The sequence below is a fragment of the Caulobacter sp. 602-2 genome (assembly GCF_011043625.1).
Taxonomy (GTDB): domain Bacteria; phylum Pseudomonadota; class Alphaproteobacteria; order Caulobacterales; family Caulobacteraceae; genus Caulobacter.
Genome location: NZ_JAAKGT010000009.1, coordinates 177,194 through 199,791 on the forward strand (window position 1 = coordinate 177,194; position 22,598 = coordinate 199,791).

At 70.7% G+C, this 22,598-nt stretch carries 21 protein-coding genes; 10 read left to right on the top strand and 11 right to left on the bottom strand.

What is annotated here, in order from left to right:
- Nucleotides 1–4: 4 nt before the first annotated feature.
- Complete coding sequence (locus G5B46_RS17790; protein ID WP_165260915.1) at nt 5–1,435, bottom strand: serine hydrolase domain-containing protein; 1,431 nt, start codon at nt 1,433–1,435, stop codon at nt 5–7.
- A gap of 126 nt (nt 1,436–1,561) precedes the next feature.
- On the opposite strand from G5B46_RS17790, the gene G5B46_RS17795 reads away from it, so the two are divergent.
- Nucleotides 1,562–2,188 (top strand): ribonuclease HII, encoded by a 627-nt coding sequence (locus tag G5B46_RS17795; protein ID WP_165260917.1) that lies wholly within the window; start codon nt 1,562–1,564, stop codon nt 2,186–2,188.
- A gap of 4 nt (nt 2,189–2,192) precedes the next feature.
- Here the strand turns inward: G5B46_RS17795 and G5B46_RS17800 are convergent, their stop codons facing one another.
- The 7 genes from G5B46_RS17800 to G5B46_RS17830 all read right to left on the bottom strand — a co-directional run bounded on the left by G5B46_RS17800 (nt 2,193) and on the right by G5B46_RS17830 (nt 10,212).
- A complete protein-coding gene (locus G5B46_RS17800) occupies nt 2,193–2,993 on the bottom strand; it encodes an energy transducer TonB (protein ID WP_165260919.1) in 801 nt (266 codons plus the stop codon).
- A 113-nt stretch (nt 2,994–3,106) separates the two neighbouring features.
- Nucleotides 3,107–4,051 (bottom strand): hypothetical protein, encoded by a 945-nt coding sequence (locus G5B46_RS17805; RefSeq protein ID WP_165260921.1) that lies wholly within the window; start codon nt 4,049–4,051, stop codon nt 3,107–3,109.
- 245 nt (nt 4,052–4,296) lie between these two features.
- A complete protein-coding gene (locus tag G5B46_RS17810; RefSeq protein ID WP_205691742.1) occupies nt 4,297–4,479 on the bottom strand; it encodes a hypothetical protein in 183 nt (60 codons plus the stop codon).
- Nucleotides 4,476–5,558, bottom strand: a complete 1,083-nt coding sequence (locus G5B46_RS17815) for a PepSY domain-containing protein (RefSeq protein WP_165260925.1) — start codon at nt 5,556–5,558, stop codon at nt 4,476–4,478. The genes G5B46_RS17810 and G5B46_RS17815 overlap by 4 nt, the downstream gene beginning before the upstream one ends.
- Nucleotides 5,559–5,565: 7 nt before the next feature.
- Nucleotides 5,566–7,731, bottom strand: coding sequence for a TonB-dependent receptor (locus G5B46_RS17820; protein ID WP_165260927.1), 2,166 nt, complete (start codon nt 7,729–7,731; stop codon nt 5,566–5,568).
- Between the two features lie 226 nt (nt 7,732–7,957).
- Nucleotides 7,958–8,794: an NlpC/P60 family protein gene (locus G5B46_RS17825; protein ID WP_165260929.1), complete on the bottom strand. Its 837-nt coding sequence runs from the start codon at nt 8,792–8,794 to the stop codon at nt 7,958–7,960.
- Nucleotides 8,794–10,212 carry a leucyl aminopeptidase family protein gene (locus G5B46_RS17830; protein WP_165260931.1) on the bottom strand — a complete coding sequence of 473 codons (1,419 nt, stop codon included), beginning with the start codon at nt 10,210–10,212 and terminating at the stop codon, nt 8,794–8,796. The genes G5B46_RS17825 and G5B46_RS17830 overlap by 1 nt, the downstream gene beginning before the upstream one ends.
- A gap of 86 nt (nt 10,213–10,298) precedes the next feature.
- Between G5B46_RS17830 and G5B46_RS17835 the strand changes: the two genes are divergently transcribed.
- Both G5B46_RS17835 and G5B46_RS17840 read left to right on the top strand, forming a co-directional pair.
- Nucleotides 10,299–11,132 (top strand): tetratricopeptide repeat protein, encoded by an 834-nt coding sequence (locus tag G5B46_RS17835; RefSeq protein WP_165260933.1) that lies wholly within the window; start codon nt 10,299–10,301, stop codon nt 11,130–11,132.
- 136 nt (nt 11,133–11,268) lie between these two features.
- Nucleotides 11,269–13,365 carry a hypothetical protein gene (locus tag G5B46_RS17840; protein WP_165260935.1) on the top strand — a complete coding sequence of 699 codons (2,097 nt, stop codon included), beginning with the start codon at nt 11,269–11,271 and terminating at the stop codon, nt 13,363–13,365.
- Nucleotides 13,366–13,587: 222 nt separating this feature from the next.
- On the opposite strand, the gene G5B46_RS17845 is transcribed toward G5B46_RS17840, so the two are convergent.
- Nucleotides 13,588–14,175 carry an NUDIX domain-containing protein gene (locus G5B46_RS17845; RefSeq protein ID WP_165260937.1) on the bottom strand — a complete coding sequence of 196 codons (588 nt, stop codon included), beginning with the start codon at nt 14,173–14,175 and terminating at the stop codon, nt 13,588–13,590.
- A 76-nt stretch (nt 14,176–14,251) separates the two neighbouring features.
- Between G5B46_RS17845 and G5B46_RS17850 the strand changes: the two genes are divergently transcribed.
- Nucleotides 14,252–15,010 (top strand): DeoR/GlpR family DNA-binding transcription regulator, encoded by a 759-nt coding sequence (locus G5B46_RS17850; protein WP_165260939.1) that lies wholly within the window; start codon nt 14,252–14,254, stop codon nt 15,008–15,010.
- 84 nt (nt 15,011–15,094) lie between these two features.
- Here G5B46_RS17850 and G5B46_RS17855 read toward each other — a convergent pair whose 3' ends face one another.
- Nucleotides 15,095–16,705 carry an ATP-binding protein gene (locus tag G5B46_RS17855; protein ID WP_165260941.1) on the bottom strand — a complete coding sequence of 537 codons (1,611 nt, stop codon included), beginning with the start codon at nt 16,703–16,705 and terminating at the stop codon, nt 15,095–15,097.
- 207 nt (nt 16,706–16,912) lie between these two features.
- Here G5B46_RS17855 and G5B46_RS17860 point away from each other — a divergent pair, with 207 nt between their 5' ends.
- Entirely contained in the window at nt 16,913–17,659 is a 747-nt protein-coding gene (locus G5B46_RS17860; RefSeq protein ID WP_165260598.1) for a hypothetical protein, read from the top strand.
- Between the two features lie 4 nt (nt 17,660–17,663).
- On the opposite strand, the gene G5B46_RS17865 is transcribed toward G5B46_RS17860, so the two are convergent.
- Entirely contained in the window at nt 17,664–18,332 is a 669-nt protein-coding gene (locus G5B46_RS17865; protein ID WP_165260943.1) for a hypothetical protein, read from the bottom strand.
- A gap of 131 nt (nt 18,333–18,463) precedes the next feature.
- On the opposite strand from G5B46_RS17865, the gene G5B46_RS17870 reads away from it, so the two are divergent.
- The 5 genes from G5B46_RS17870 to yihA all read left to right on the top strand — a co-directional run bounded on the left by G5B46_RS17870 (nt 18,464) and on the right by yihA (nt 22,561).
- Nucleotides 18,464–19,195, top strand: a complete 732-nt coding sequence (locus G5B46_RS17870) for a CPBP family intramembrane glutamic endopeptidase (protein WP_165260945.1) — start codon at nt 18,464–18,466, stop codon at nt 19,193–19,195.
- Nucleotides 19,196–19,335: 140 nt separating this feature from the next.
- On the top strand, nt 19,336–19,470 hold the full coding sequence (rpmH, locus tag G5B46_RS17875; RefSeq protein ID WP_012284717.1) for a 50S ribosomal protein L34: 135 nt from the start codon (nt 19,336–19,338) through the stop codon (nt 19,468–19,470).
- Between the two features lie 113 nt (nt 19,471–19,583).
- The gene (gene rnpA, locus G5B46_RS17880; protein WP_165260947.1) at nt 19,584–20,057 is read left to right on the top strand and encodes a ribonuclease P protein component; all 474 of its coding nucleotides are present in this window, start codon (nt 19,584–19,586) and stop codon (nt 20,055–20,057) included.
- 6 nt (nt 20,058–20,063) lie between these two features.
- On the top strand, nt 20,064–21,911 hold the full coding sequence (yidC, locus tag G5B46_RS17885; protein WP_165260949.1) for a membrane protein insertase YidC: 1,848 nt from the start codon (nt 20,064–20,066) through the stop codon (nt 21,909–21,911).
- Nucleotides 21,911–22,561 carry a ribosome biogenesis GTP-binding protein YihA/YsxC gene (gene yihA / locus G5B46_RS17890; RefSeq protein ID WP_165260951.1) on the top strand — a complete coding sequence of 217 codons (651 nt, stop codon included), beginning with the start codon at nt 21,911–21,913 and terminating at the stop codon, nt 22,559–22,561. Before yidC ends, yihA begins: the two co-directional genes overlap by 1 nt.
- Nucleotides 22,562–22,598: the final 37 nt, after the last annotated feature.

Genomic DNA, 22,598 nt, shown 5'->3' on the forward strand with positions numbered 1-22,598 from the left:
AGGCTCAGCTTCCGGGCGTCGGCGCCTCCAGGCGCTTGAGCCGGTTGACCGCGTTGGTGTTGCCCGGGTCCAGCGCCAGCGAGCGGCGGTAGTGGGCGATGGCGGCGGCCTTGTCGCCATTGGCGGCGTAGGCCTCGGCCAGGCTGTCCTGGGCGTTGCCGCTCTTGGGGAACAGGTCGGCGGTCAGCGACAGCACCGCCAGGGCCTTGGCGTTGTCGCCGAAGGCCAGCAGGCGATAGCCCCAGTCGTTCAGTTCGTGCTCCGACGGCTTGAAGGCCGGGTCCTTGCGCTGGGCGGCGATGACGCCGGCGAAGGCGGCTTTCGGCTGGTCGGACAGCGCCGCGCGCAGGGCCGCCACGCCGGTCAGCCGCATGCCGGGAACATAGGCCCGGGCGATCTCGTCGATGACGTCCTCGGGCGTGCCGCCGGCCAGGTTGCTGAGGATCGCCACCCCCACGCCGTCGTCGGGATAGAGATAGACGGCGTTGCGGCTGCCGCCGGTCATGCCGACCACCAGGCGGTCGGGCCGCTCAAGCACCAGCCAGCCCAGCCCCCACTGGCCCAGCTGGCCGTCGGTATAGGGAACCTGGGTCCACATGGTCTTGCGGGCGCCCGCGTCCAGCAGGCGTCCGTCCATCAGGGCGATCATCCAGCGGCCCATGTCATCGCCGGTGCTGTCGAGGCCGGCGGCGGCGCGGGCCAGGGGCGAGAACACCTCCTGGCGAGGCGCGGGCTGGTCGGGGGTCTCGCGGCGATAGCCGTAGGAGGTCGCCCGCGAAGGCCCAGGATCGCGGCTGTCGCCGTAGCGCGAGCTCGTCATGCCGGCGATGGCGAACTGCTCGCCGCCCAGCGGCGTGCTGACCGGCAGGCCGTGCAGGCGGTCGATAGCCATCTGCACCAGGGCGTAGTTGGTCTGGCAGTAGTGGAAGCGCTGGCCGGGCGGAAACAGCACCGGCGCGGCCAGGGCCTCCTTCCAGGCCGTGGCCTCGTCGACGGCGCCGTCCTTCTGGCGCGGCACGAAGTCGGGCAGGCCCGAGGTGTGGCTGAGCAGACGGCGCACCTGGATGTCGCGCCAGGTTTCCGGCAGGCCCTCCACATAGGCGCCGATCGGCTTGTCGAGGTCCAGCCGCCCGGCCTGCACCTCGCGCATGGCCGCCACGCCGGTGAAGGCCTTGGTGATCGAGTTGATGGGGAAGGTGGTCGTCGGCGTGGCCGGGATCTTGCCGGCCAGGTCGGCCAGGCCGTAGGCGCGCGAGAACACGATCGCCCCGTCCTTGACCACCACCACCTGCGCGCCCGGCACGCGGCGATCGGCCATGAACCGCCGCACGATGGCCTCGGTGCGATCGGCCGGGGTCGCGCCCCAGGCCAAGGTGGAAAAGGCGGCGAGCGCCGGACACGCCAGTCCGGCCGCCAGCAAGGCGCGACGGTTCATGATGATCAGTACCCCTGGAGCCGTCCCCGCCCCGGGCGCAAGGGACCAGCCCGGGGCGGGGCGGGCCAGTTAATCTTCGGTCATGCGCCGGTTTCCTTCGCCCGCGAACCCGCCTAGACAGGCCCCATGCCGACCGGACCCGACATGATGCTGGAAGCCGCCTGCGGACCGGGACCGGTCTGCGGCGTCGACGAGGCCGGTCGCGGGCCCTGGGCCGGGCCCGTCAGCGCCGCCGCCGTGATCCTGGATCCGGCGCGGGTGCCCAAGGGCCTCAACGACTCCAAGAAGCTCTCGGCCAAGGCCCGCGCGGCCCTGGAGGAAGAGATCAAGGCCATGGCCGTGGCCTGGTGCGTGGGCATGGCCAGCGTCGAGGAGATCGAGGAGCTCAACATCCTGCACGCCGCGGGCCTGGCCATGCGCCGGGCGGTCGAGGGGTTGGCGGTGACGCCGAGCTTCGCCCTGGTCGACGGCAACTACCGCTTCGTGCTGCCGTGCGAGGTCAAGACCGTGGTCAAGGGCGACGCCCTGTCGTGCTCGATCGCGGCGGCCTCGATCCTGGCCAAGGAAGCCCGCGACCGCATCATGGTCGAGGCCGACGCCCTCTATCCCGGCTATGGCTTCGCCGGCCACAAGGGCTATCACGCGCCGATCCACGTGGCGGGGCTGAAGAAGCTGGGGCCCTCGCCGATCCACCGCCTGAGCTGGGCGCCGGTCAAGCTGGCGCTGCAGGAAGGCGCGGCGGAAGAGGCCTGAGGCCTCAGTCCGCGGGCTTCATGCCGGCGATCAGCCAGTCCCACTGGAACGGGATCTGCACGTGGGCGCCCGCCGTGGGGGAGCCTTCCCTGGTCTGCGGCGCCGCCCGCATGCGCGACACGGCTTCGGCGGCGGCCGCCTTGGCCTTGGGGTCATCGACGCCGCGATAGTCGCAGGTCGTCAGGCGTCCGTCCTTGGCGATATCGCAGTCGGCGAGGGTCAGGCCGTCCGTGCGTCCGGCGCGGTCGAGAATGGCCACGGCGTCTGGGCCGGCCGGACGCTCGGCCCAGACCACCATGCCGACGCTGCAACGAGCCTCGCCGCAGCGCGCGACCGGGCCCTCGGGGGTCTCGCCGTCCTTCAGCCGCGTCAGCACGATCGTACCGTCGCCGAAGCCCTTCAGCACGCCGCGCCTCATGCTCTGGCCCGGGGGCGCCTGGAAGACGATCGGGATGGTCGCCCGCGCGTCGGGCTCGGCATAGCGGGCCGGGACGGGCGTCTGCATCTGGAAGCCCTGGCTGAGCAGCATGGCGGCCTGGTCGAAGCCGTATCCGTCCGGGGTGGACGAGGCGACGACGCACTCGGCCAACAGCCCGTCGGTCGTGACCTTGCAGCTCAGCGTCGCCTTGCCGCCGACACCCTCGCGCATGGCCCGGTCGGGATAGGCGGCGGCCATGTCGCCGCCGGACGGAGTCTTGGCCCACCGGCCCGACAGGTCCTTGGCCGGCGCCGTCGGCTGCGCCGCCGCGCCGCTCGCACATGCCAGAGCCATCACGGCCAGCGCCGTGGCGATCCGCTGGATCATCCGAATTCCCCCTCGATACCAGCGCCCGCCCTAGCAGCCGGATGTCCAATGGACAATCGAAGGGCGAGCCAGGACCGGAAAGATCGCGCCGGCGGATCGGAAACGCATCGGCGTCAGGCGGGCTCGGCTTCCCACGCCGCCAGCGCGCCCAGCGGACGCAGGCGGGCGAACAATCGCTTGATGTTGGCGTGGTTGGCCTCGCCCATGGCGAGCAGGCGCGGCAGGGCCTGTGGCGGGGCGGTGGCGACCCAGCCGTCGTCGCGGCGCAGGCAGAAGCCCTGGCCTTCCAGGCCGTTGAGGTGGCGGCGCACGGTCTCGGGCGGCACGCGCAGCGAGCGCGCCAGGGCCGCCGTCCGCGTCGCGCGGCCGATGCGGGCCGGATCGGCCGCCCAGTCCGGCAGGGCCTCGCCCGGCAGCGCCTCGATGTTGCTCACCACCAGTTCCAGCAGCACCCGGCTGGCGATCAGGGCCCCGGTCAGCAGGATCAGGTCGTGGCAGGTCCGCAGGACGTACTCCGACAGCGCCCAGTTCACCGCCCGCAGCGGCGGCTCCTGTACGGGCGCGGGCGGCGCGGCTAGGTCGTCGGGCAGGGCGCCGATGGCCTTCAGGTCGTGGTGGAGGCGGCGCGCGCGCTGGTAGCGGCCCAGCATCTGATCGCGATAGGCCTCGGTGGTCACTGCGCCGTTGGGCACGACCACGCCTTGCGGGCCGACCACGCACAGGCCCTGGCGGGCCAGCCGCAGCACCCGCCGGCGGACGGTCTCGAACGGCAGCACCAGCGACTGGGCGATGGCGTTGACGCTGACCGGCCGGCGCAGCTCGTCCGGCGCCGACTGGTCAGCCCCGCCATAGACGGCCAGCAGGGCCGGATCGCGCATCACCGTGGCCATGTTGGCGTCGAGGGCGGCGGTCAGAATCCAGGCGTCGAGCAGGTCGTGCTCGCCGCGGGTGATCTCGATGGTGTCGCGCACATAGGCCAGCGAGGCGCGGACTTCCTCGGCGAGGCGGCGCGCCGGCGCGGGTGCGGTGGGAGTGGATGTCGCCGGCTGGTCAAGCATCGGTGGAACAGAGCAAGCGTCCGGATCGGGCGCAAGGGCGACCGTCGCTCAGAATGAGTAGCGAGACGAGTATTTTTATCCCGTGACCCCCGCTTACAGTCCGCGCCGTCCGATTGCGGGCGTTCTCGGGGGAGGGCGACGCCGCGACCGTGAGTGATCCGGCTGGGGGGCCGGAAGGCGAACGGGGGGAGCGGGAAGCGTGCGGGGGCGCGCCTCCCGCTCCTGGGACCGCTCCGGAAAATCGATCAGCGCCGCCGCGCCGCCAGCGCCCAGACGGTCACCACGACCGAGGCGCCCAGCGCCGCCGCGCCGATCCAGTCCCACGCGCCGTCGTCGAGCAGGGCGGCCACCAGGCCGAACAGGCTGAGCGCGGCCACCACCACCGGGATGCGGAACACCTGCCAGAGGGAAAGGTGCGGGCGGCTCATCGCGCGCTCCGGTGCTTGACCAGCCACAGATAGACGCCAGAGCCCAGGATCACGATGGTGGCGATGTCGAGCAGCGCCCACAGGATCTTCAGCGGCAGGCCGCCATAGTCGCCGAAGTGCAGCGGCTGCGACAGCGACAGGGTCTTCACGTACCAGGGCGTGGGGGCCACGGCCGACAGCTGGCCGGTGCGGGCGTCGATCAGGGCCGGAGTGGTCAGGTGCGCGGTCAGCGGCGTGTCGCCGTGGAAGAACACCGCATAGTGGTGGTCGGTCGAATAGCTGCTGCCCGGGAAGGCCACGAACTGCAGCTGCTTGCCCGGCAGGGCCAGCTTGGCGCGCTCGACCGCGGCGGCCAGCGAGCTGCGCGCGTTCGACGGCGCGGGCTTGTCGTAGGCCTGGGTCAGCTCCTTCAGCGCCGTGTTCTTCCAGTAGCCGATGATCGGCGTGGCCAGGGTGTTGACCACCCCGGTGACGCCCACGACCAGCACCCAGGCCAGGGTCACCGCGCCCAGCAGGTTGTGATAGTCGAGCCAGCGGGTGCGGGCGGCCTTGCGGGCCCGCACCGTGCCGAACGGCAGCTTGCGCATGAACGGGGCGTAGAGGACGACGCCCGAGACCAGCGCGATCACCAGCAGCAGCCCCATGGCGCCTAGGAACAGCATGCCCGCCAGGCCCAGGAACATGTCGGTGTGCAGCTGGAGCAGGAACTCCATCACCGGATGACCCGCCACCGAGGGGGCGGGATCGCCGCTGGTCTGGTCGATCGGCTGGAAGCTGTAGCCCGCCTGGCCGGGCTTGACGGTGGTGACGTTCACCACCGGCCGCTCGACGTCGAAGCTCATGAAGGCGGCCACCTCGCCCGGCTTGCGGGCGAGCGCCGTCTCCAGCACCTGGTCGAGGCTCAGCTTGGGGCCGTCCGGATGGGCCGGCGCCCAGGCCTGGTGCATCGCGACCTCCTCGATCTCGTGGGTGAACACGAGCGGCAGGCCGGTGACGCACAGCATCAGCAGGAACAGGGTCGAGACCAGGCTCGACCACTTGTGGACCCACGACCAGGCGCGGAGCGTCGACGGCTTCATCGGGGCCTTAGAAGTCCGTGGTGACCGACAGGCGCAGGGTGCGCGGGGCGCCCAGCGTCAGGTAGTTGGCGCCCGGATAGCCGCCGACGGCCACCCACTGGTTCTTGTCGGCCAGGTTCTCGATGCGGGCGCGCAGGGTCACCGGACGATCGCCGGCCTCGAAGGCGTAGCGCGCGCCGATGTCGAAGCGGGTCCACGAGCCCAGCTCCACCGTGTTGGCCTCGTTGGCGGCCTGCGAGCCGGTGTAGACCGCGCGGCCCTCCAGCGTCAGGCCGTCGAGCGCGGCGACGTCGTATTCGAGGTTCAGGTTGGCCTGGAACTCCGGCACGCCGATCGCCGACTTGCCTTCCAGCGCGGCGGTCTGGGCGCGGTTGATCTTGGTGTCCATCCAGGTGGCGCCGCCGATCAGGCGCAGGCCGGGCGTCAGTTCGCCATAGGCCGTCAGTTCGACGCCCTTGTTCTCCTGCTCGCCGTCGGCGCTGTAGATGCGGGTGGTGGCGTTGAAGTACTCGCTGGGCTTGGTGGTGCGGAAGACGCTCAGGGCGCCGCCGAACGCGCCGCCGTCGTACTTCACGCCCGCCTCGGCCTGCTCGGCGCGGAACGGCGAGAGGATCTCGTTGCCGTTGGCCACGGTCACGCCGTTGACCACGGTGGGCGCGATCTTCCCGGGGACCAGGGCCTCGGCGTAGTTGGCGTAGAGCGAGATCTTGTCGCTGGGCTTGTAGACCACGGCCACCGCCGGGGTGGTGGCGTCGCTGTCGTAGGCCACGCCGCCGACGCCGGTGTTGTAGTCGTAGGTGCGAGTCCAGATCTCCTGGTAGCGCACGCCGACCGTGACCAGCAGGGCCTCGTCCAGGAACGACAGGGTGTCGGCGACGGCGACGCTGCGGTTCTTGGCGCGTTCGGTGACGTTGGGGTCCGACAGCGAGCCGCCGATGAAGAAGTCGGCCGCCGGCTTGGCGACCTGCACGGGCGTGTAGAGATTGCTGGCGAAGCCGGCGAAGTTCGAGAACGCGTAGGCGTTGCGCGACTTCAGGTCGACCTGGGCGATCGAGGCCACGACGCTGTGGCCGACCGGGCCGGTGGCGAACTTGGCGCGCAGGCCGACGTCCGCCGACAGGATGGTGTCCTTGCGGACGTTGTCGAAGCGATAGGCGCTGATCGTGCCGTCCGGCTGGGCGGTCGGGTTGGCCAGGACGTTGTCTTCCTTGCCCTTGCGGCCGCCGACGGCGGCCCAGGCGCTGACGTTGTCGCTGAGGTCGAACTCGCCGCGCGCCGCGCCGAACAGCTGGCGCTCGTCGGTATAGGTCCAGTCCTGGGCGAAGTTCTTGTCGGCCGACGGGGCCTTGGGGATGGCGCTCGCCGGGGTGACGGTCGGGCGCGGGGCGTCGATGTGGTGGTCCTGCCAGCCCAGGTCGGCCGAGAAGCGGGCGCGCTCGCCGCGACGGTCCAGGCCCAGGCCGATCACCTTGAGGTCGCGCTTCTCGCCGTCGACGGCCGTCTCGCCGCCGTGCAGGCCAAGGTTCAGGCGCGCGCCATAGGCGTCGTCCTGGCCGAAGCGTCGGGCGACGTCGGCCTTGGCGTACAGCTGCTCGCCGCCGTCCCAGCCGGCGGTGAAGCGGGTGAGCGGCGCTGCGCCCGCGCGCTTGGGCACCAGGTTGAAGGCGCCGCCGACGCCGCTGCCGCCCGGGGCCGCGCCGTTCAGGAACGAGTTGGCGCCGCGGAACACGTCCACGCGCTCGACCAGTTCGGCGGCCACGAACTGCCGGGGCAGCACGCCGTAGAGGCCGTTATAGGTCATGTCGTCGGAGTACACGGGGAAGCCGCGCACGACGTACAGTTCCTGGAAGTTGCCGAAGCCCTTGCTGACCCGCACCGTGGGGTCGTTCTGCAGCACGTCGCCGACGCTCAGCGCCTGCTGGTTGCGGATCAGCTCCTCGGTGTAGCTGGTCACCGCGAAGGGGGTGTCCATGGTGTCGAGCGCGCCCAGAAGGCCGACGCGCGCGCCCTTGGCGACCTGGCCGCCGGCATAGGCGGGCGGCAGGCGCACCTGCGAGCCGGTGACGATCACTTCCTCGACCGCCGTCGGGGCGGCGTCCTGGGCCAGGACGGGGCTCGCGGCCAGGGGGGCGAGCAGGGCGGTGGACAGCAGCAGGGCGAGGCGGGACGACACGGCATTTCTCCGACAGGTGAGAATGCGTCGCGATAGAGGTAAAGCGCTGTCATGACAACAACGCGGCGCTCGACGGGCGAGTTTGTCGGTAACCCGTTGCCGCAACTCGCGTTTCGGCTGTGTCAGTGTCGGCTAGGCGACACTTTCGGGCTCCGGCCTCCTCCAGGCCGAGCCTCCCCGCCTTCGCGGGGAAGGACGGAGGACGGGGTGTTCAGGCTGACCCTCCCTAGGGCCGCCGCCACCCGGTCGGCTGGCCCACGCCGGCGGCGTCGATGCGGGCGATGGCTTCGTCCAGGGGCTCGATCGCCACGGCCATGTGGTGGGCGTTGGCGTGGACGATGGTGTCGCGGTCCAGCAGGATCGCCACGTGGCCCTTCCAGAACACTAGGTCGCCGCGCCGGCGATCGGCCTCGTCGATCGGAGCGAAGAAGCCGAACTGCATGTCGGTGTCGCGCGGGACGGCCTTGCCGGTGGCGGCCAGGGCCTGCTGCACCAGGCCCGAACAGTCCAGGCCCAGGCTCTCGCGCCCGCCCCACTGGTAGGGCGCGCCCAGGAAGCCGAGGGCGACCTTGGCCGGGTCGACGGCGGCGGGCAGGCCGATCGGCGCCAGGTGGGCCTCGATGAACCAGCCCGTGCCCGCGCCCTTGGCGAAGCGGCCCTCGCGGGCCTCCACGCTCACCAGCGCGCCGAGGGAATAGAGCCCGGCCGGCCGCGACTTGATGTCCGGCGCGTCGAACGCATAGGTCCGCAGCACCGCCACCTGATGGGTGGCGCTCTCGCCAAGAGGGCCAAGCTCGGCCTCGGCGACCCAGCCCACATAGCCGTCGCGGGCGGCCTGGCCCCAGGCGAAGCCGTCCTTCATGTCCAGCACGGCGAACCGCTCGCCGAACAAAAGCTGGCTTTCCTGTTCGGCGTCGGGGGCGGGGGCCTTGCGCAGGGCGGCGGTCGGGACGGCGACCTGGCGGGCCTTGGGCGCGTCGTAGCGCTCGGCGGCCACCCGGCCCTCCAGCGCGATGTCGGCTAGGTCCGGGCGGGCCAGGGTCAGGCGGCGATCATCGGCCATCAGGCGAACCGGCCCTTCAGCATCGCATAGAGGCCGCGGATGGCCTGGGCCTCGCCGCCGCTGGGACGGCCCGGGGCGCCCTTGGGGTTCCAGGCGAAGATGTCCAGGTGCACCCACGAGCCGGTGGTGGGGGCGAAGCGCTGCAGGAACAGGGCGGCCGTCACCGAACCGGCCTGGGCCCAGCCGTCGGGATCGTTCTTCAGGTCGGCGACATCGCTTTCCAGCGCCTCGCGATAGCCGTCCCACAGCGGCATGCGCCAGACCGGGTCGGCGGCCTTGCGGGCGGACGCCTCGATCTGTCCGGCCAGGGCGTCGTCGGGGGTGTAGAAGGGGATCACCTGCGGCCCCAGGGCGACGCGGGCCGCGCCCGTCAGCGTGGCCAGATCGATGGTCAGGGCCGGCGACAGCTCGGCCGCGCGGGTCAGGGCGTCGGCCAGGATCAGGCGACCCTCGGCGTCGGTGTTGCCGACCTCGATGGAAAGACCCGCCCGGCTGTCGAGCACGTCGCCTGGGCGCATGGCGTCGCCGGCGATGGCGTTCTCGACCACCGGAACCAGCACGACCAGCCGCACCGGCAGGCGGGCGGCCATCACCATGCGGGCCAGGGCCAGGGCGTGGGCGGCGCCGCCCATGTCCTTCTTCATCAGGCGCATGCCGGCCGAGGGCTTGATGTCCAGGCCGCCGGTGTCGAACACCACGCCCTTGCCGACGACGGCGACCACCGGATGGGCCTCGTCGCCCCACTGGATCTCCAGCATGCGCGGGGCGCGCTCGGGCACGGCGGCGCGGCCCACGGCGTGGACTGCCGGATAGTTCTGCTCGAGCAGGTCGTCGCCGACGATCGCCGAGAAGCTGGCGCCGAACTGTTCGGCGATCTCGCGGGCGATGGTCTCGATCTGGCGCGGACCCATGGCGTTGGCCGGGCTGTTGACCATGTCGCGGGCCAGGGCGCAGGCGTGGGCGATGGCCTGGATCTCGGCGATGTCGACGCCTTCGGGCGCGACAAGGCGTCGCGCTCCGTCGGCGCCGCGGGCCTTGAAGCGGTCGAAGCGATAGGTGCCGAGCGCGAAGGCCAGGGCGATCTGGGCGGGGTCCAGCCCCTCGGGCGCGGCGTGCAGGCGATAGTCGCCGGCCGGCAGTCTGGCCGGCAGGGCGCGGAAGGCCATGGCGTCGGCCTTGCCGCCCTTAAGGCGTTGTCCCAGGCCGAAAAGCACGCGGTCCAGGGCGCCCTCGGGGGTGGGCACGACCACCGTCTGGCCGGCCTTGGCCGAGAAGTCCGACAGCTGGGCGAAGCCGCGCACGAAGCTTGGCCGGGCGTCGAGGAAGGCCGCCAGCTCGTCCTCCCACAGGGCGTGCACCGGGATCACGGGACCATCGGTCGCGCCGCGCGAGGACGAGGTGATCAGGGGTTCGGTCATGGGCCGGGGCCTTCGCGAATTTATGCTTAACGATTCCTTGAGGGGGCCGCGCGATGCTCGGCCGACCTTTCGGAGACATGCCTTCCATGTGTCGCAAGCCCGCCCTGCTCGCAACCGTCCTGACGCCCATTCTTCTGCTGAGCGTTCCGGCCCTGGCCGCCGACAAGGGCGACAAGGCGGCGGGCAAGGCCCAGGCCAGCGTCCAGGCGCCCGCCCAGCCGCCCGGTCCGCGCAAGGCCAGCGCGGCCGAGCGGGCCGAGGCGCGCCGCTTCGACCCCCTGGCCCGCGCCGCCTTCTGGAGCAACGAGTTCGAGTCCGACCCGCGCGACGCCGAGGCGGGCGTGGCCCTGTCCCAGGCCCTGCGAGGGCTGGGCCGCTATGACGACGCCGCCGCCGCTTCGAGCCGGGTGCTGGTCTCGCATCCCAGCGACGTCGAGGCCCTGCTGGAGTCGGCCCGGGTGCAGCTGGCGCGCGGCGAGGGCTTCTTCGCCATCGAGCCGGCCAAGACCGCCGCGGCCGCCGCGCCGCGCGACTGGCGCCCGCAATCCCTGCTGGGCGTGGCGCTGGAGCAGTCCAAGCGCGACGACGAGGCGCTGGCCGCCCACCGCCAGGCCGTGGCCCTGGCCCCCAACGAGGCCGCGCCGGCCACCAACCTGGCCATGTACCTGGCCGGTCACGGCGACCTGGCCGGAGCCGAGGTCCTGCTGCGCAAGGCCGCCGCCATGCCGTCCTCGACCATCCAGGTCCGCCAGAACCTGGCCCTGGTGGTCGGCCTGCAGGGCCGCGTCGACGAGGCCGAAAAGCTGGCCCGCCAGGACCTGCCGCCGCAGATGGTCGACAACAACCTGGCCTGGCTGCGAGCGGCCCTTGGCCAGGGCCAGGCCACCCGCACCTGGGGCGCGGTCAAGGCCGGAGGCTGAGGATCGGTCCCACGGGGCCTGCCCCCGGGGCGTGCAACCGGAAAAAGAACGCCGCGCGCCAATCCATCGATCGTTGATATTCGAACGCTGCTCTCTATTGTCCGGGCGACTGCTTTGCTGCCGGGGGGGAGTGGGTATGCGTGCGATCCTTGTCGCCGTTCTGGGTCTTGTGAGCCTTGGCGCCGGGGCGGCTCGCGCGCAGACCGTGACCCTGGACTGGACCGTCGCCGACCGCTTCCGGGTGTTCCGCGCCGCCGCGCCGCCGACGACCCTGAGCGCCGACCCCGGACTGAGCGCCGCCGACGCCTTCCTCGAAGGGCTGCGAGGGACGCGGGACAAGGCGGACGGACCCTTTCCGGAAAGCGCGTCCTACGAACGGATCGTCGCTTTCCTGGGCCGCAAGGTCGAGGACGGCGGTCCGATGAACGGGCTGCAGCCCTTCGAGGCCACGCGGTGGCAGGGCGCGGGGCCTGGCCGCCGGGCCGACGGCCTGACGCTGCAGCGTCCCGCCGCCGAGCGGGGCTACGAGCCGGGCTATCTCTATCCCAAGGCCTATGCGGCGCGGGTGTGGGTGGTCGGCGGATCCGGTGCCGACACCTGCGACTGGACGCTGGCCGGAACCGGCTCGACGCTCTCGCTGCCTTGCGACCGCGCAGTGCTGGCGCCCGTCGCGGCGGCCCCGGACCATCAGGGCGGGGTGGCCCGGGTGACGGTCGCGATGACCCGGAACGGGGCGGCGGCGGGCGGCGGCGAGGCGTCGATCCAGATCCGCGATCGGCTGGTCATCGGCCTGGGCGACTCCTACGCGTCGGGCGAGGGCAATCCCGATCAGCCGCAGGCGTTTCCCGCCGATTTCCAGACCTCGATCCACGACTACTGGACCGCCAGCTCGGACCCCTATGATCGCTGGTGGCGGGTCGGGGCGGTGCTGCGCACCATCCGCCCGGCGCGGTGGTGGGATCCGATCTGCCACCGCTCGCTCTATTCGCAGCAGGCGGCCGCCGCCTTCATCTATGCGGCCGAGCATCCCAAAGAGGCGGTGACCTTCGCCTCGTTCGCCTGCAGCGGCGCCGAGGTGCTGGACGGCGTGATCGCCAGCCAGCAGAACCCTCCGGGGGTGGCCGACTTCGGGGCGCCCGAAACCAAGCCGTCCTTCAAGCTGAAGGCGCAGATCGACCAGGTGCTGGAGCTGATCTGCGACGGCCCCCTGCACAAGGATGCCGAAACGGCCGTCATCGAGGTGAGCGGCCTGGCCGCGGCGCTGAAGCTGGAGCCCGACCAGCGGGCCGCCTACGCCAGGACGGCGACCCGCAAGGCGGCCAGGTGCGCGAAGGCCGACTTTCAGCTGCGCAAGCCCGACATCGTCCTGATGTCGATCGGCGGCAACGACATCGGTTTCGCCGGCGCGGTCAAGAACGCCCTGCTGCCGACCCAGGCCAGCGACCCCATCGGCCAGCTGGTGCTGGCGCGGGTGCGCTCGGGTATCGGCGTCACCCCCACCTACGTGGCCCATCGCAAGATCATGTTCGACCTGCCGCGGGTCTATCCGGTGATGCGGGGCCTGATGGCGGGGGTCGCGCCCGAGGGAACCATCGTCATCCAGACCCCCTATCCCAACCCGCTCTATCGGGACGGGGCCGAGCGACGCTTCTGCCATGGACTGCTGGACAACCAGCTGTTCACGTCGATGAACGGCATGTTCCCCGACCACAAGATCAAGCCGGAGAACCGCTGGCGCATCGGGATCGACGAGACCGAGGGGCGCGAGGTCTACGAGTCGCTGTTCACGCCGCTGAACCTGGCCGTGGCGACCAACGCCTCGAACGGGGGATGGCGGGCCGTGCAGTACGGCGAGGCCTTCACCGGGCGCGGCTGGTGCGCGGGCGACGACGCCGAACGGCGGACCTTCGCCTTCCCGGCCATGGCGATGGAAACCGAAGGCAAGGCCGTGGGCACGTGGGGCTGGGCGCCGTTCAATCCGGGGGAATGGGACCCCTACAAGCCGCGCACGCGGCTGTTTCGGACCTCGAACGACGTCGTCCTCACCCAGATCGGATCGAGCGAGCCGTTCGCCAAGCTGATGGTCAACCTGGGCAACCGCTCGTTCTTCGCCAGCTCGGGGATCTTTCACCCCACCGCCCAGGCCCATGTGATCATCGGCCTGAAGGTCGCGCGCGAGATGGAGAGCGCCCTGGCCGAGCCCGCGCCGCGCAGGCCCGGCCTGGCGCCCTGAGGCCGCCAGCCTAGGGTCTGGAGACTCAATTGGCGTGCAAAGAAACGTGTCATCCCGGCCGGAGGAGCGCGTCAGCGATCCGTAGAGCCGGGATCTCCCACGTCGGCAGGTTCGAAAACTGTGGGAGATCCCGGCGCTCCGCTGCGCTGCGGCCGGGATGACAACTGCTATAAGCTATTGAAACAGATAACCCATTGCCCTCGGCCAATTGAGTACCGGCCGCTACCCCGCCGGAAACAGCCGCAGGGCCGCGTACTGCAGCAGCATGATCGTCTTGGCGTCGCGGATGGCGCCGGAGTCGATCATCGCCAGGGCCTCCTCGATCGTCGCCTCCTGCACGGCGATGTCCTCGCCCTCGTCGGCCTCGCCGCCGCCGGCCGACACCCGGTCGCCCGGGCCGTATTCGCCGACGAAGAAGTGCAGGCGCTCGGTCACCGAGCCGGGGCTCATGAAGGCGTCGAAGATCTTGCGCACGGCCTTCACCCGAAAGCCGGTCTCCTCCTCGACCTCGGCGCGGATGCGGGCCTCGGGCTCGGCGTCGTCGAGCAGCCCGGCCGGCGCCTCGATCAGCAGGTCGTCGTGGCCGTTGACGAAGGCCGGATAGCGGAACTGGCTGACCAGCACGACGGTCCGCCGGGCCGGATCATAGAGCAGGATCGTCGCGCCGTTGCCCCGGTCGTAGGTCTCGCGCGACTGGCGCTGCCAGGTCCCGTCGGCGCGCAGGTACGAGAAGGTGGTCTTCTTCAGCGTGTACCAGTCGTCGGACAGGACGGTGACCTCCTCGACGCGGACGCGGTCGGCGATGGACATGGCGGAAACTCCGGAGGCCTGGATCGGCGCCTAAATTCGTGCAATATCGTGCGGAGTCAAGAAGGTTCGTGCAGTCATGCTGACATCCGAGCGCAAGGCGCTGATCCTGCGGGTGCTGGGCCGGGACGGCCGGCTGGTCGCCAAGCCGTTCAGCCAGGAGCTGGGCGTTTCGGAGGACACCATCCGCCGCGACCTGCGCGAGCTGGCGGCCGAGGGGCTGCTGCAGCGGGTGCACGGCGGCGCGCTGCCGGCCTCGCCGGCCACCGCCGCGTTCGGCGTGCGCGAGGGGCGGGCGACGGCGCAGAAGGTCCGGCTGGCGCGGGTGGCGGCGCGCCTGATCCAGCCCGGCCAGATCGTCTTTCTCGACGGCGGCACCACCAATGTGCAGCTGGCGCGCGGCCTGCCGGCCGACCTGCGCGCGACCATCGTCACCCACAGCCCCAGCATCGCCGTCGAACTGGCCGGCCATCCCGGCGTCGAGGTCGAGCTGGTCGGCGGGCGGCTGTTCAAGCACTCGATCGTCGCGGTCGGCGCGGCGGCGGCCGAGGCGATCGCGCGCGTGCGGGTCGACCTCTTCTTCATGGGCGCCACCGGCCTGCACCCCGAGACCGGCGTCACCACCGGCGACCCCGAGGAGGCGGCGATCAAGCGGCTGATCGCCCGCCAGTCGGCCGAGACCGTGGTCCTGGCCACGCGCGACAAGCTGGGCGCGGCCTCGCCCTACGCGATCCTGCCGCTGGCCGAGGTGGGCGCGGTGGTGGTCGAGCCGGACCTGCCGCAGGAGGCGCTGGCGCCGCTGCGGGCGGCGGGCGTGCGCGTGATCGAGGCCGGCTGACCCGGATCGGGATTCAGCAATTTCCACCGCGCTTCTCCCGCGCAGGCGGGGAAGTGGGGATCTGGCGGCGCTGGGGGATGACGTCTAGGCCAGCCGCAGGGACGCCGGCTGCTCGGCGGGCAGTTCCGCCTGCGCCTCGACGACGAAGCGGCTGCCCCGGCCGGGCGTGCTGTCGACCTGGATCGTTCCGCCCATGGTCTCGACGATCTGGCGGGTGATGCTGAGGCCAAGCCCGGTGCCGCCCTCGTGGCGCGCGGCCTCGCCCACCTGCTCGAACGGCCGGAAGATGGCGTCCAGCTGGTCGGCCGCGATGCCGACACCGGTGTCCTCGACCGCGAAGCGAAGACGCGCCGCCTGGCCTTGGCCGCCCTCCAGGCGCTCGACCCGCAGGGCGACGCGGCCCGCGTCGGTGAACTTCACCGCGTTGCCCAGCAGGTTGATCAGCACCTGCCGCAGCCGCTTGGGGTCGGCGACGATCTGCGTGGGGACCTCCGGCGCCAGGGCGACGGCGAAGTCCAGGCCCTTCTCCTCGGCGCGCAGTCGGAACATCTGGTCCAGCTCGGCCAGGCAGGCGGCGAGGTCGAAGGCGACCGGCTGCAGGTCGAGCTTGCCGGCCTCGATCTTGGCCAGATCGAGGATGTCGGTGATCACCGCCAGCAGGTGCTCGCCGCTGGAGCGGATGGCGTCGACGGCCGTACGCTGCTTGGGATCCAGATTGCCCCGGCTGAGCCAGTAGCTGTAGCCGATCACCGCGTTCAGCGGCGTGCGCAGCTCGTGGCTCATGTGGCTGAGGAACTGCGACTTGGCGGCGTTGGCGGTCTCGGCGGCGATGCGGGCGTCCGACAGGGCGCGGGCTTCCTCCGCCTGCTGGCGCTGGCGGGTCTCGAACTCGCGGCGCATGCGCAGAAGGCGGTGCGCCAGGAAGGCGCCGATCATCAGCAGCCAGACGCTCAGGATGATCAGGTACCACTGCTCGTCCGACAGCTGGACGCCCTCGACGCGCACCTGGTCCATCGACGCGGCCAGCGAGCCGGGCGGGGCGCCGCTGACGGCGACGGCGATCGAGCGGACGTCGGAGAACTCGGGCGTGATGTCGCGCCGCGACACGCCGTGGCTGGCCAGCCACCATTGCTCGGGCTCCAGCCGGTCGAGCGGCAGGACGATGGTGTTGGCGCCGGGAGACACCGAGACCTCGGCGGCCAGCGGCAGGTCCTCGGCCTTGCCGCGCAGGGCGGCCGGCGGCGCGGTCTTGACCAGCACCTTCAGCTGGTCGGCCTGGCCGCTCCAGTTCAGGCGCACGGTCAGGGTCTGGTAGCGCGAGAAGTCCAGGCCGCGGGCGCGCGAGCCCAGGTTCAGCTGCAGGCCGTAACCGCAATAGGTGTAGGTCGCGCCGGCGCGGATCTCGCACGACCAGGCCATCGGCCGGCTGGGGTCGGGGGTCACGGTCGAGCGGCCGCCGCTCTCGCCGTCGGCGAAGGCGTAGCCGGCGAACTGCGGCGATCCGGGGGTCAGCTCCAGCGCCTGGCGGGTGAGGGCGCTCTTGCCCAGCACGGCGGCGAAGGTGACCAGCACCAGCAGGAAGATGACGGCCTCGACCTTGAGGTCGCCATAGCGCAGCCAGCCGGCGTCGTTCTCGTTCGACGCGGCCGTAGAGGCGGCCCTGCGTTCGAGAAGACGGGACAAGCGCTGCGGCAAGAGACGCTCCTGAAAGGCCTTGGCGGCCACGGGGATGGCGAGGAGCGGCGACCCTATGCGGTCATGTTTGATCGCCGTTTAACAGCGGACGAAATTTCTTGCCGAACCGTCGCGAATTGTCGGGGCCTGCGTCTTTGACGTGTCGCGACGACATGGTTCAACTGTCCGTGGGTCTTGGCCTTAGGCCCGTTCGCAGGGAGCCGCCGCATGTCCGTTCGTCGCCAGCTTGTCGCCGCCGCCGCCCTGGCCGGGTTGATCGCCGGGGGCGCCGTCGCGCCGGCGCTGGCCCAGATCCCGGGGAATCTGCGCGACCTGGTGGGCGCCCGCGCCGCCGGCGGCGAAAGCGAGCTGCAGGCCCGCGGCTACGAACTGGACCACGTGGACGAAGGCGGCTCGGCCAAGTTCGGCTACTGGCGGCGGGGCGACCAGTGCGTGCAGGTCACCACGCGCGACGGCCGCTACCTGACCATCGTCGAGGCCCGCAGCATGTGCCGCAAGAAGAGCTCGGGTCCCGACGCCTCGGCGGTGGCGGCGGGCGTGGCCATCGTCGGCCTGGCCGCCGCCCTGGCGGCCCACAAGAAGAACCACGACAACGCCGACCGCGATCACGACGCCGAGTACGAGCGTGGCTACCAGGCCGCCCTCTACGGCTCGGACTATGACGACCGCCACGAGAGCGAGGGCTATCACGAGGGCTATCTGGCCGGGCAGTCCGAGCGCGACAATCGCCGCTTCTCCAATTCCCGCTACGTGCGCAGCGCCCCGCGCGCGGCCCAGGACGCCTGCTCGCGCCGGGCCGACGAGTACCAGAGCCGTCCCTACGGCAGCAGCGTGCCGATCAGCGTGCGCGACCTTGGCCGCGGCGACTGGGAGCTGACGATGGCCACCGGTTCGTACCGCTCGCGCTGCACGGTCTCGTCCGACGGCCAGGTGCGGGCGATGAACCCCTACTGAGCGCTCACAGCAGGGCCGCTGGCGCCAGGATCAGCAGCATGTAGCAGGCCGCTCGCATCAGCGCGCCCAGCGCCGTGATCGCCCCGGCCAGGCGGCCGATCCCCAGGCGCTTGGACAGCCAGCGCGTCTCGGTCCAGACCAGCCAGGCGGTCGCGACCAGTATGACGCCGCCGCCGGCCGCGCCCCAGGCGCCCCCGCGCTGCACGCCCGTCAGGCCCAGCGAAAGGGCCAGCGCCGTCGGCGCGGCGAGATAGCACTGCGCGTAGAACGGCCGCCGCAAGGTCTGGCGGGAGATCGCCACGCCTTCCTTGCGCAGCAGGGTCAGGGTCACGACCAGTGGCGTCAGGCTGAACAGCAGGCAGCGGAACATCAGCAGGTTCTGCTGCGAGCCGAAGATCACCTTGGCCAGCGGCGTGGCGGCCGCCGGCTGGGGCGCGTGGGCCGCCCAGCCGATGACGTTGGCGATGACGAGGGTGATGATCAGCAGCACGGGAGGGCTGAGCGAGTCGTCGTAGCGCTGCTCCTCGGGCTGGCCCTCCTCGCGGTCGGAATAGGCCATGGCGGTCAGCGGGCGGGCCACGATCCGCGCCATGGTGCGCGGATAGAAGTAGAGCCAGGTCATGGCCTCGAAGAGCAGCTCCTCGAAGCTTCTCAGGATCTTCAGCAGGTCCACGTCGTGCGCCTCTTTCGTCGACCTGCCGGTGATAGCAGCGGCGTTCCGGACTTTCGACCGCCGCGAGCACGGCGAGCGCTATACACGCCGGGCGAAGCTGGCTCCTATCTCCCGAAAGCGGAGCTTCGAGCATGGCCACGCGCCCCGTGCGGGACTTTCCCTACTATCGCGGCGAACCGGTCGCCCTGTCCGGTCTCGGCTGGGCCTTGGCCCTGGGCGGCTGCGTCGCCGGCTTCGCGGCCCTGATCCAGGTTCCGCGCGGCGAGGTCGGCCAGCCGTTGGGCCTGGCCGGACCCCTGCTGTTCGTCGGCCTGCAACTGGTCGGGCTGGCGCTGGCGGCGGGCAGGGGATGGACGGCGCTGTTTCCGCGGCCAACCGCGCGCGACCTGCTGCTGGGTCTGGCCTTCATGCCCCTGGCCCTGCTGGCGTCGGGGCTGGCGGCCTTCTTCTACGGCATGGCGGGGGCGGCCCATGCCAATCCCGCCACCGAGATCGTGGTCCAGCTGCCGGCCGCGCAGCGGGCGGTCTTCCTGGCCGGCACGGCGCCGCAGCTGCTGGGCGAGGAGCTGGTGACCATCCTGCCGTTCCTGGCGATCCTGACCCTCTGCCATCGCCGGCTCGGCCTGCCGCGCGGCGCGGCGATCGCCATCGCCTGGGTGATCTCGGCGATGATCTTCGGGGCGCTGCACCTGTCGACCTACGGCTGGAACATCGTCCAGGTGCTGCTGCTGATCGGCGTCGCCCGGCTGGTGCTGACGATTCCCTATCTGCTGACCAGGAGCGTGTGGGCCTCGTTCACCGCCCATATCTGCCTGGACTGGTCGATCTTCGCCTTCGTGCTATTGCAGGGGGCGCGGGGCTAGGCGGTCCAAGCCCTTGGCCTGACTCAGCTTCCGGCGCTTTTGCGCGGTTGACATCGTCCTGCTCGTCGCTTATCCACCGCCCCTCACTCGCGGCGGCCAACCGGCTTCCGCGTCAACGCTATTAGTTTCGGAGCCACGTCGTGAAGCGGACATTCCAGCCGTCGAAGCTCGTGCGAGCCCGCCGTCATGGCTACCGCGCCCGCATGGCCACCAAGAACGGTCAAAAGATCGTTGCTCGTCGCCGCGCCAAGGGCCGCAAGCGCCTGACGGCCTAAGAGCGGGGTTTCCCGCTCTTCTTTCCTGCTCCGGCAGGATCGTACGACATGACAAAAGCCGCCCCTTCCCAGAACCAGGCCTCCAGCCTGCGCCGGAAAGGGCGGCTTTTTTCATGACCGAATCCCAAGTCTCGGCCCCGGCTAAGGCCGGTCCGGCGATCGAGCGCCTCAAGGTGCGCGCCGATTTCCTGAAGGCCGCCAAGGCGCCCTCGCTGTCGCGCGGCGCCGTCTTCATGCAGCTGCGCCCGCGGGGCGACGAGAACGCCCTGATCCGGGTCGGTTTCACCGCCTCCAAGAAGGTCGGCGGCTCGGTGGAGCGCAATCGCGCCAAAAGACGCCTCCGCGAGGCCGCCAGACTGCTTCTCCCCCTTCATGGACGGCCCGGTTGCGACTATGTGTTCATCGCTCGCGGCGGCACGCGCTCGCGGCCCTGGGGGCGTTTGCTTGACGATGTAAAATCCGCGCTGGTAAGCCTCGCGGCCGAAATCGACCGTGGGGGGAAGCGTTCCCCGTCTGGACCAGTCTCCCCCGCGCCCGTCTCACCCCATTCGCACGCGCCTGCGTCCGATCCCTCCGATCCCGGTTAAGTGTCCATGCAGAACGACAACAAGAACACGCTGGTCTTCATCGTCAGCGCGCTGGCGATCCTGATCGGCTACCAAATCTTCGTGATGGGGCCGAACCAGAAGAAGCAGGAAGCGGCCGCGCGCGCCAAGAAGGCCGCCGAGGCCCAGGCCGCCGCCGCCAATCCGGGCATGGCCATCGGACCGGACGGCCGTCCCCAGCCGATCAAGCTGTCGCGCGATGCCGCCAAGGCCGCCAGCCCGCGCATCCCGATCGACACGCCGACCCTGTCGGGCTCGGTGTCGCTGAAGAGCGGCAGCGTCGACGACCTGCTGCTCAAGCGCTATCGCCAGACCACCGACAAGGCCTCGCCGCCGGTCGAGCTGCTGCGCCCCGCCGGCGCGGAGAACGCCTTCTTCACGCTGTTCGGCTGGAGCGGCCAGAACCTCGGCGCCATGCCGGGCGAGAACACGGTGTGGACCGCCGCGCCGGGCCAGACCCTGCGTCCGGGCTCGCCCGTCACCCTGACCTATGACAACGGCGCTGGCCTGGTGTTCAACCGCACCATCGCCGTCGACGCCGACGCGATGTTCACCGTCACCGACAGCGTCCGCAACAACGGCGGCCAGCCGGTGTCGATCACGCCCTACGCCTCGGTGCGCCGCTGGGGCGTCCCGGCCGACCTCGGCAAGAACCACATCGTCCATGAAGGGGCGATCGGCATGCTGGGCGAGAAGGACTACAAGCTCGAGCAGTCCAAGTACCAGAAGTGGAAGAAGGACAAGCCGCAGCAGACCATCACCTCGGTCGGCGGCTGGACCGGCATCACCGACAAGTACTGGCTGACCGCGCTGATCCCGACCCAGAACGAGCGCATCAACGCCCAGTACAACGTCACGCCCGTCGCCGGCGTCGACGTCTACGAAGCCAACTTCGCCGCCGTCGCCAAGACCGTGAACCCGGGCCAGACCGTCACCGAGACGACCCGCCTGTTCGCCGGCGCCAAGACCGTGCCGCTGCTGCGCAAGTACGAGTACGGCGACGGCCAGGCCCCGGCCTGGTGGCAGTTCTGGGACAAGAAGGCCCAGGCCATCCCGCGCTTCGAGTGGGCCGTGGACTGGGGCATGTTCGCCCTGATCACCCGTCCGATCTTCAACGTGCTGGAGATCTTCTACAAGCTGGTCGGCAACTTCGGCATCGCCATCATGCTGCTGACCGTCGCCCTGAAGCTCATCCTCTATCCGCTGGCGGACAAGAGCTATGAGTCGATGGCGAAGATGAAGAAGGTCGCCCCCGAGGTCGAGAAGCTGCGCGCCAAGCACAAGGACGACCCTGCCAAGCAGCAGCAGGAGATGATGGCGCTGTACGCCAAGGAGAAGATCAATCCGTTCATGGGCTGCGTGCCCATGCTGATCCAGATCCCGGTGTTCTACTCGCTGTACAAGGTGCTGACGGTGACCATCGAAATGCGGCACGCGCCGTTCTTCGGCTGGATCCAGGACCTGTCGGCGCCGGATCCGACGACGATCTTCAACCTGTTCGGCCTGATCCCGTGGGATCCGGGTTCGCTGCCCTTCCTGGGCGCCATGATCGCCCACCTGGGCGTGTGGCCGCTGCTGTACGGCTTCACCATGTGGCTGACCACGGCGATGAACCCGCCGGCCGGCGATCCGATGCAGCAGAAGATCTTCCAGCTGTTCCCGATCATCTTCACCTTCACGCTGTCGGGCTTCGCCGTCGGCCTGGTGATCTACTGGTGCTGGAGCAACGTGCTGACGATCGTGCAGCAGTACATCATCATGCGCCGCTACAAGGTCGACAACCCGATCGACAAGATCATCGGCCGGCTGACCGGCAAGACCGCGACGGCGACCTGATGACCGATCCGATCGAACCGCTGTACTCCGACGAGGAGATCGAGGCGGCCCGGGTGCTGTTCGCCCAGCCGGTCTCGTTCATGATGGGGGCCGTCCGCATGGACGGCCTGCCGCCCGCCGACCTGCCGGAAGTGGCCTTCGCCGGCCGCTCCAACGTCGGCAAGTCGAGCCTGATCAACGGTCTCGTCGGCCAGAAGTACCTGGCCCGCGCCTCCAACGAGCCGGGCCGCACGCGCGAGCTGAACTTCTTCCTGCTGGCCGAGCAGCTGCGCCTGGTCGACCTTCCGGGCTACGGCTTCGCGCGCGTCTCGCGTTCGACGGCCAGCAAGTTCCAGGACCTGGGCCGCCAGTTCCTGCGCGGCCGTCCCAACCTCAAGCGGGTCTACCTGCTGATCGACTCGCGCCACGGCCTCAAGAAGGTCGACGCCGAGGCGATGGACGCCCTCGACATCTCGGCGGTGTCCTACCAGATCGTCCTGACCAAGGCCGACAAGATCAAGCCGGCCGAGGTCGACAAGGTCGTGGCCGATACGCTCAAGGCCATCGCCAAGCGCCCGGCCGCCTTCCCGCGGGTGATCGCCACCTCGTCGGAAAAGGGCCTGGGCATCCCCGAGCTGCGCGCCGAGATCCAGCGCACCTGCCTGGCCTGACGCTCGACCAGTCTTCGAAGACACGACGCCGCGAAAG

Excerpts from the sequence above, each read along its gene's own strand:
- G5B46_RS17835 (WP_165260933.1), top strand. The coding sequence starts at position 10,299 with ATGTGTCGCAAGCCCGCCCTGCTCGCAACCGTCCTGACGCCCATTCTT.
- G5B46_RS17850 (WP_165260939.1), top strand. The coding sequence starts at position 14,252 with ATGCTGACATCCGAGCGCAAGGCGCTGATCCTGCGGGTGCTGGGCCGG.
- yihA (WP_165260951.1), top strand. The coding sequence starts at position 21,911 with ATGACCGATCCGATCGAACCGCTGTACTCCGACGAGGAGATCGAGGCG.
- G5B46_RS17815 (WP_165260925.1), bottom strand. The coding sequence starts at position 5,558 with ATGAAGCCGTCGACGCTCCGCGCCTGGTCGTGGGTCCACAAGTGGTCG.
- yidC (WP_165260949.1), top strand. The coding sequence starts at position 20,064 with ATGCAGAACGACAACAAGAACACGCTGGTCTTCATCGTCAGCGCGCTG.
- G5B46_RS17805 (WP_165260921.1), bottom strand. The coding sequence starts at position 4,051 with ATGCTTGACCAGCCGGCGACATCCACTCCCACCGCACCCGCGCCGGCG.
- G5B46_RS17870 (WP_165260945.1), top strand. The coding sequence starts at position 18,464 with ATGGCCACGCGCCCCGTGCGGGACTTTCCCTACTATCGCGGCGAACCG.
- G5B46_RS17800 (WP_165260919.1), bottom strand. The coding sequence starts at position 2,993 with ATGATCCAGCGGATCGCCACGGCGCTGGCCGTGATGGCTCTGGCATGT.
- G5B46_RS17840 (WP_165260935.1), top strand. The coding sequence starts at position 11,269 with ATGCGTGCGATCCTTGTCGCCGTTCTGGGTCTTGTGAGCCTTGGCGCC.
- G5B46_RS17790 (WP_165260915.1), bottom strand. The coding sequence starts at position 1,435 with ATGAACCGTCGCGCCTTGCTGGCGGCCGGACTGGCGTGTCCGGCGCTC.
- G5B46_RS17825 (WP_165260929.1), bottom strand. The coding sequence starts at position 8,794 with ATGGCCGATGATCGCCGCCTGACCCTGGCCCGCCCGGACCTAGCCGAC.
- G5B46_RS17810 (WP_205691742.1), bottom strand. The coding sequence starts at position 4,479 with ATGAGCCGCCCGCACCTTTCCCTCTGGCAGGTGTTCCGCATCCCGGTG.
- G5B46_RS17860 (WP_165260598.1), top strand. The coding sequence starts at position 16,913 with ATGTCCGTTCGTCGCCAGCTTGTCGCCGCCGCCGCCCTGGCCGGGTTG.
- G5B46_RS17845 (WP_165260937.1), bottom strand. The coding sequence starts at position 14,175 with ATGTCCATCGCCGACCGCGTCCGCGTCGAGGAGGTCACCGTCCTGTCC.
- G5B46_RS17795 (WP_165260917.1), top strand. The coding sequence starts at position 1,562 with ATGCCGACCGGACCCGACATGATGCTGGAAGCCGCCTGCGGACCGGGA.
- rnpA (WP_165260947.1), top strand. The coding sequence starts at position 19,584 with ATGACCGAATCCCAAGTCTCGGCCCCGGCTAAGGCCGGTCCGGCGATC.
- G5B46_RS17830 (WP_165260931.1), bottom strand. The coding sequence starts at position 10,212 with ATGACCGAACCCCTGATCACCTCGTCCTCGCGCGGCGCGACCGATGGT.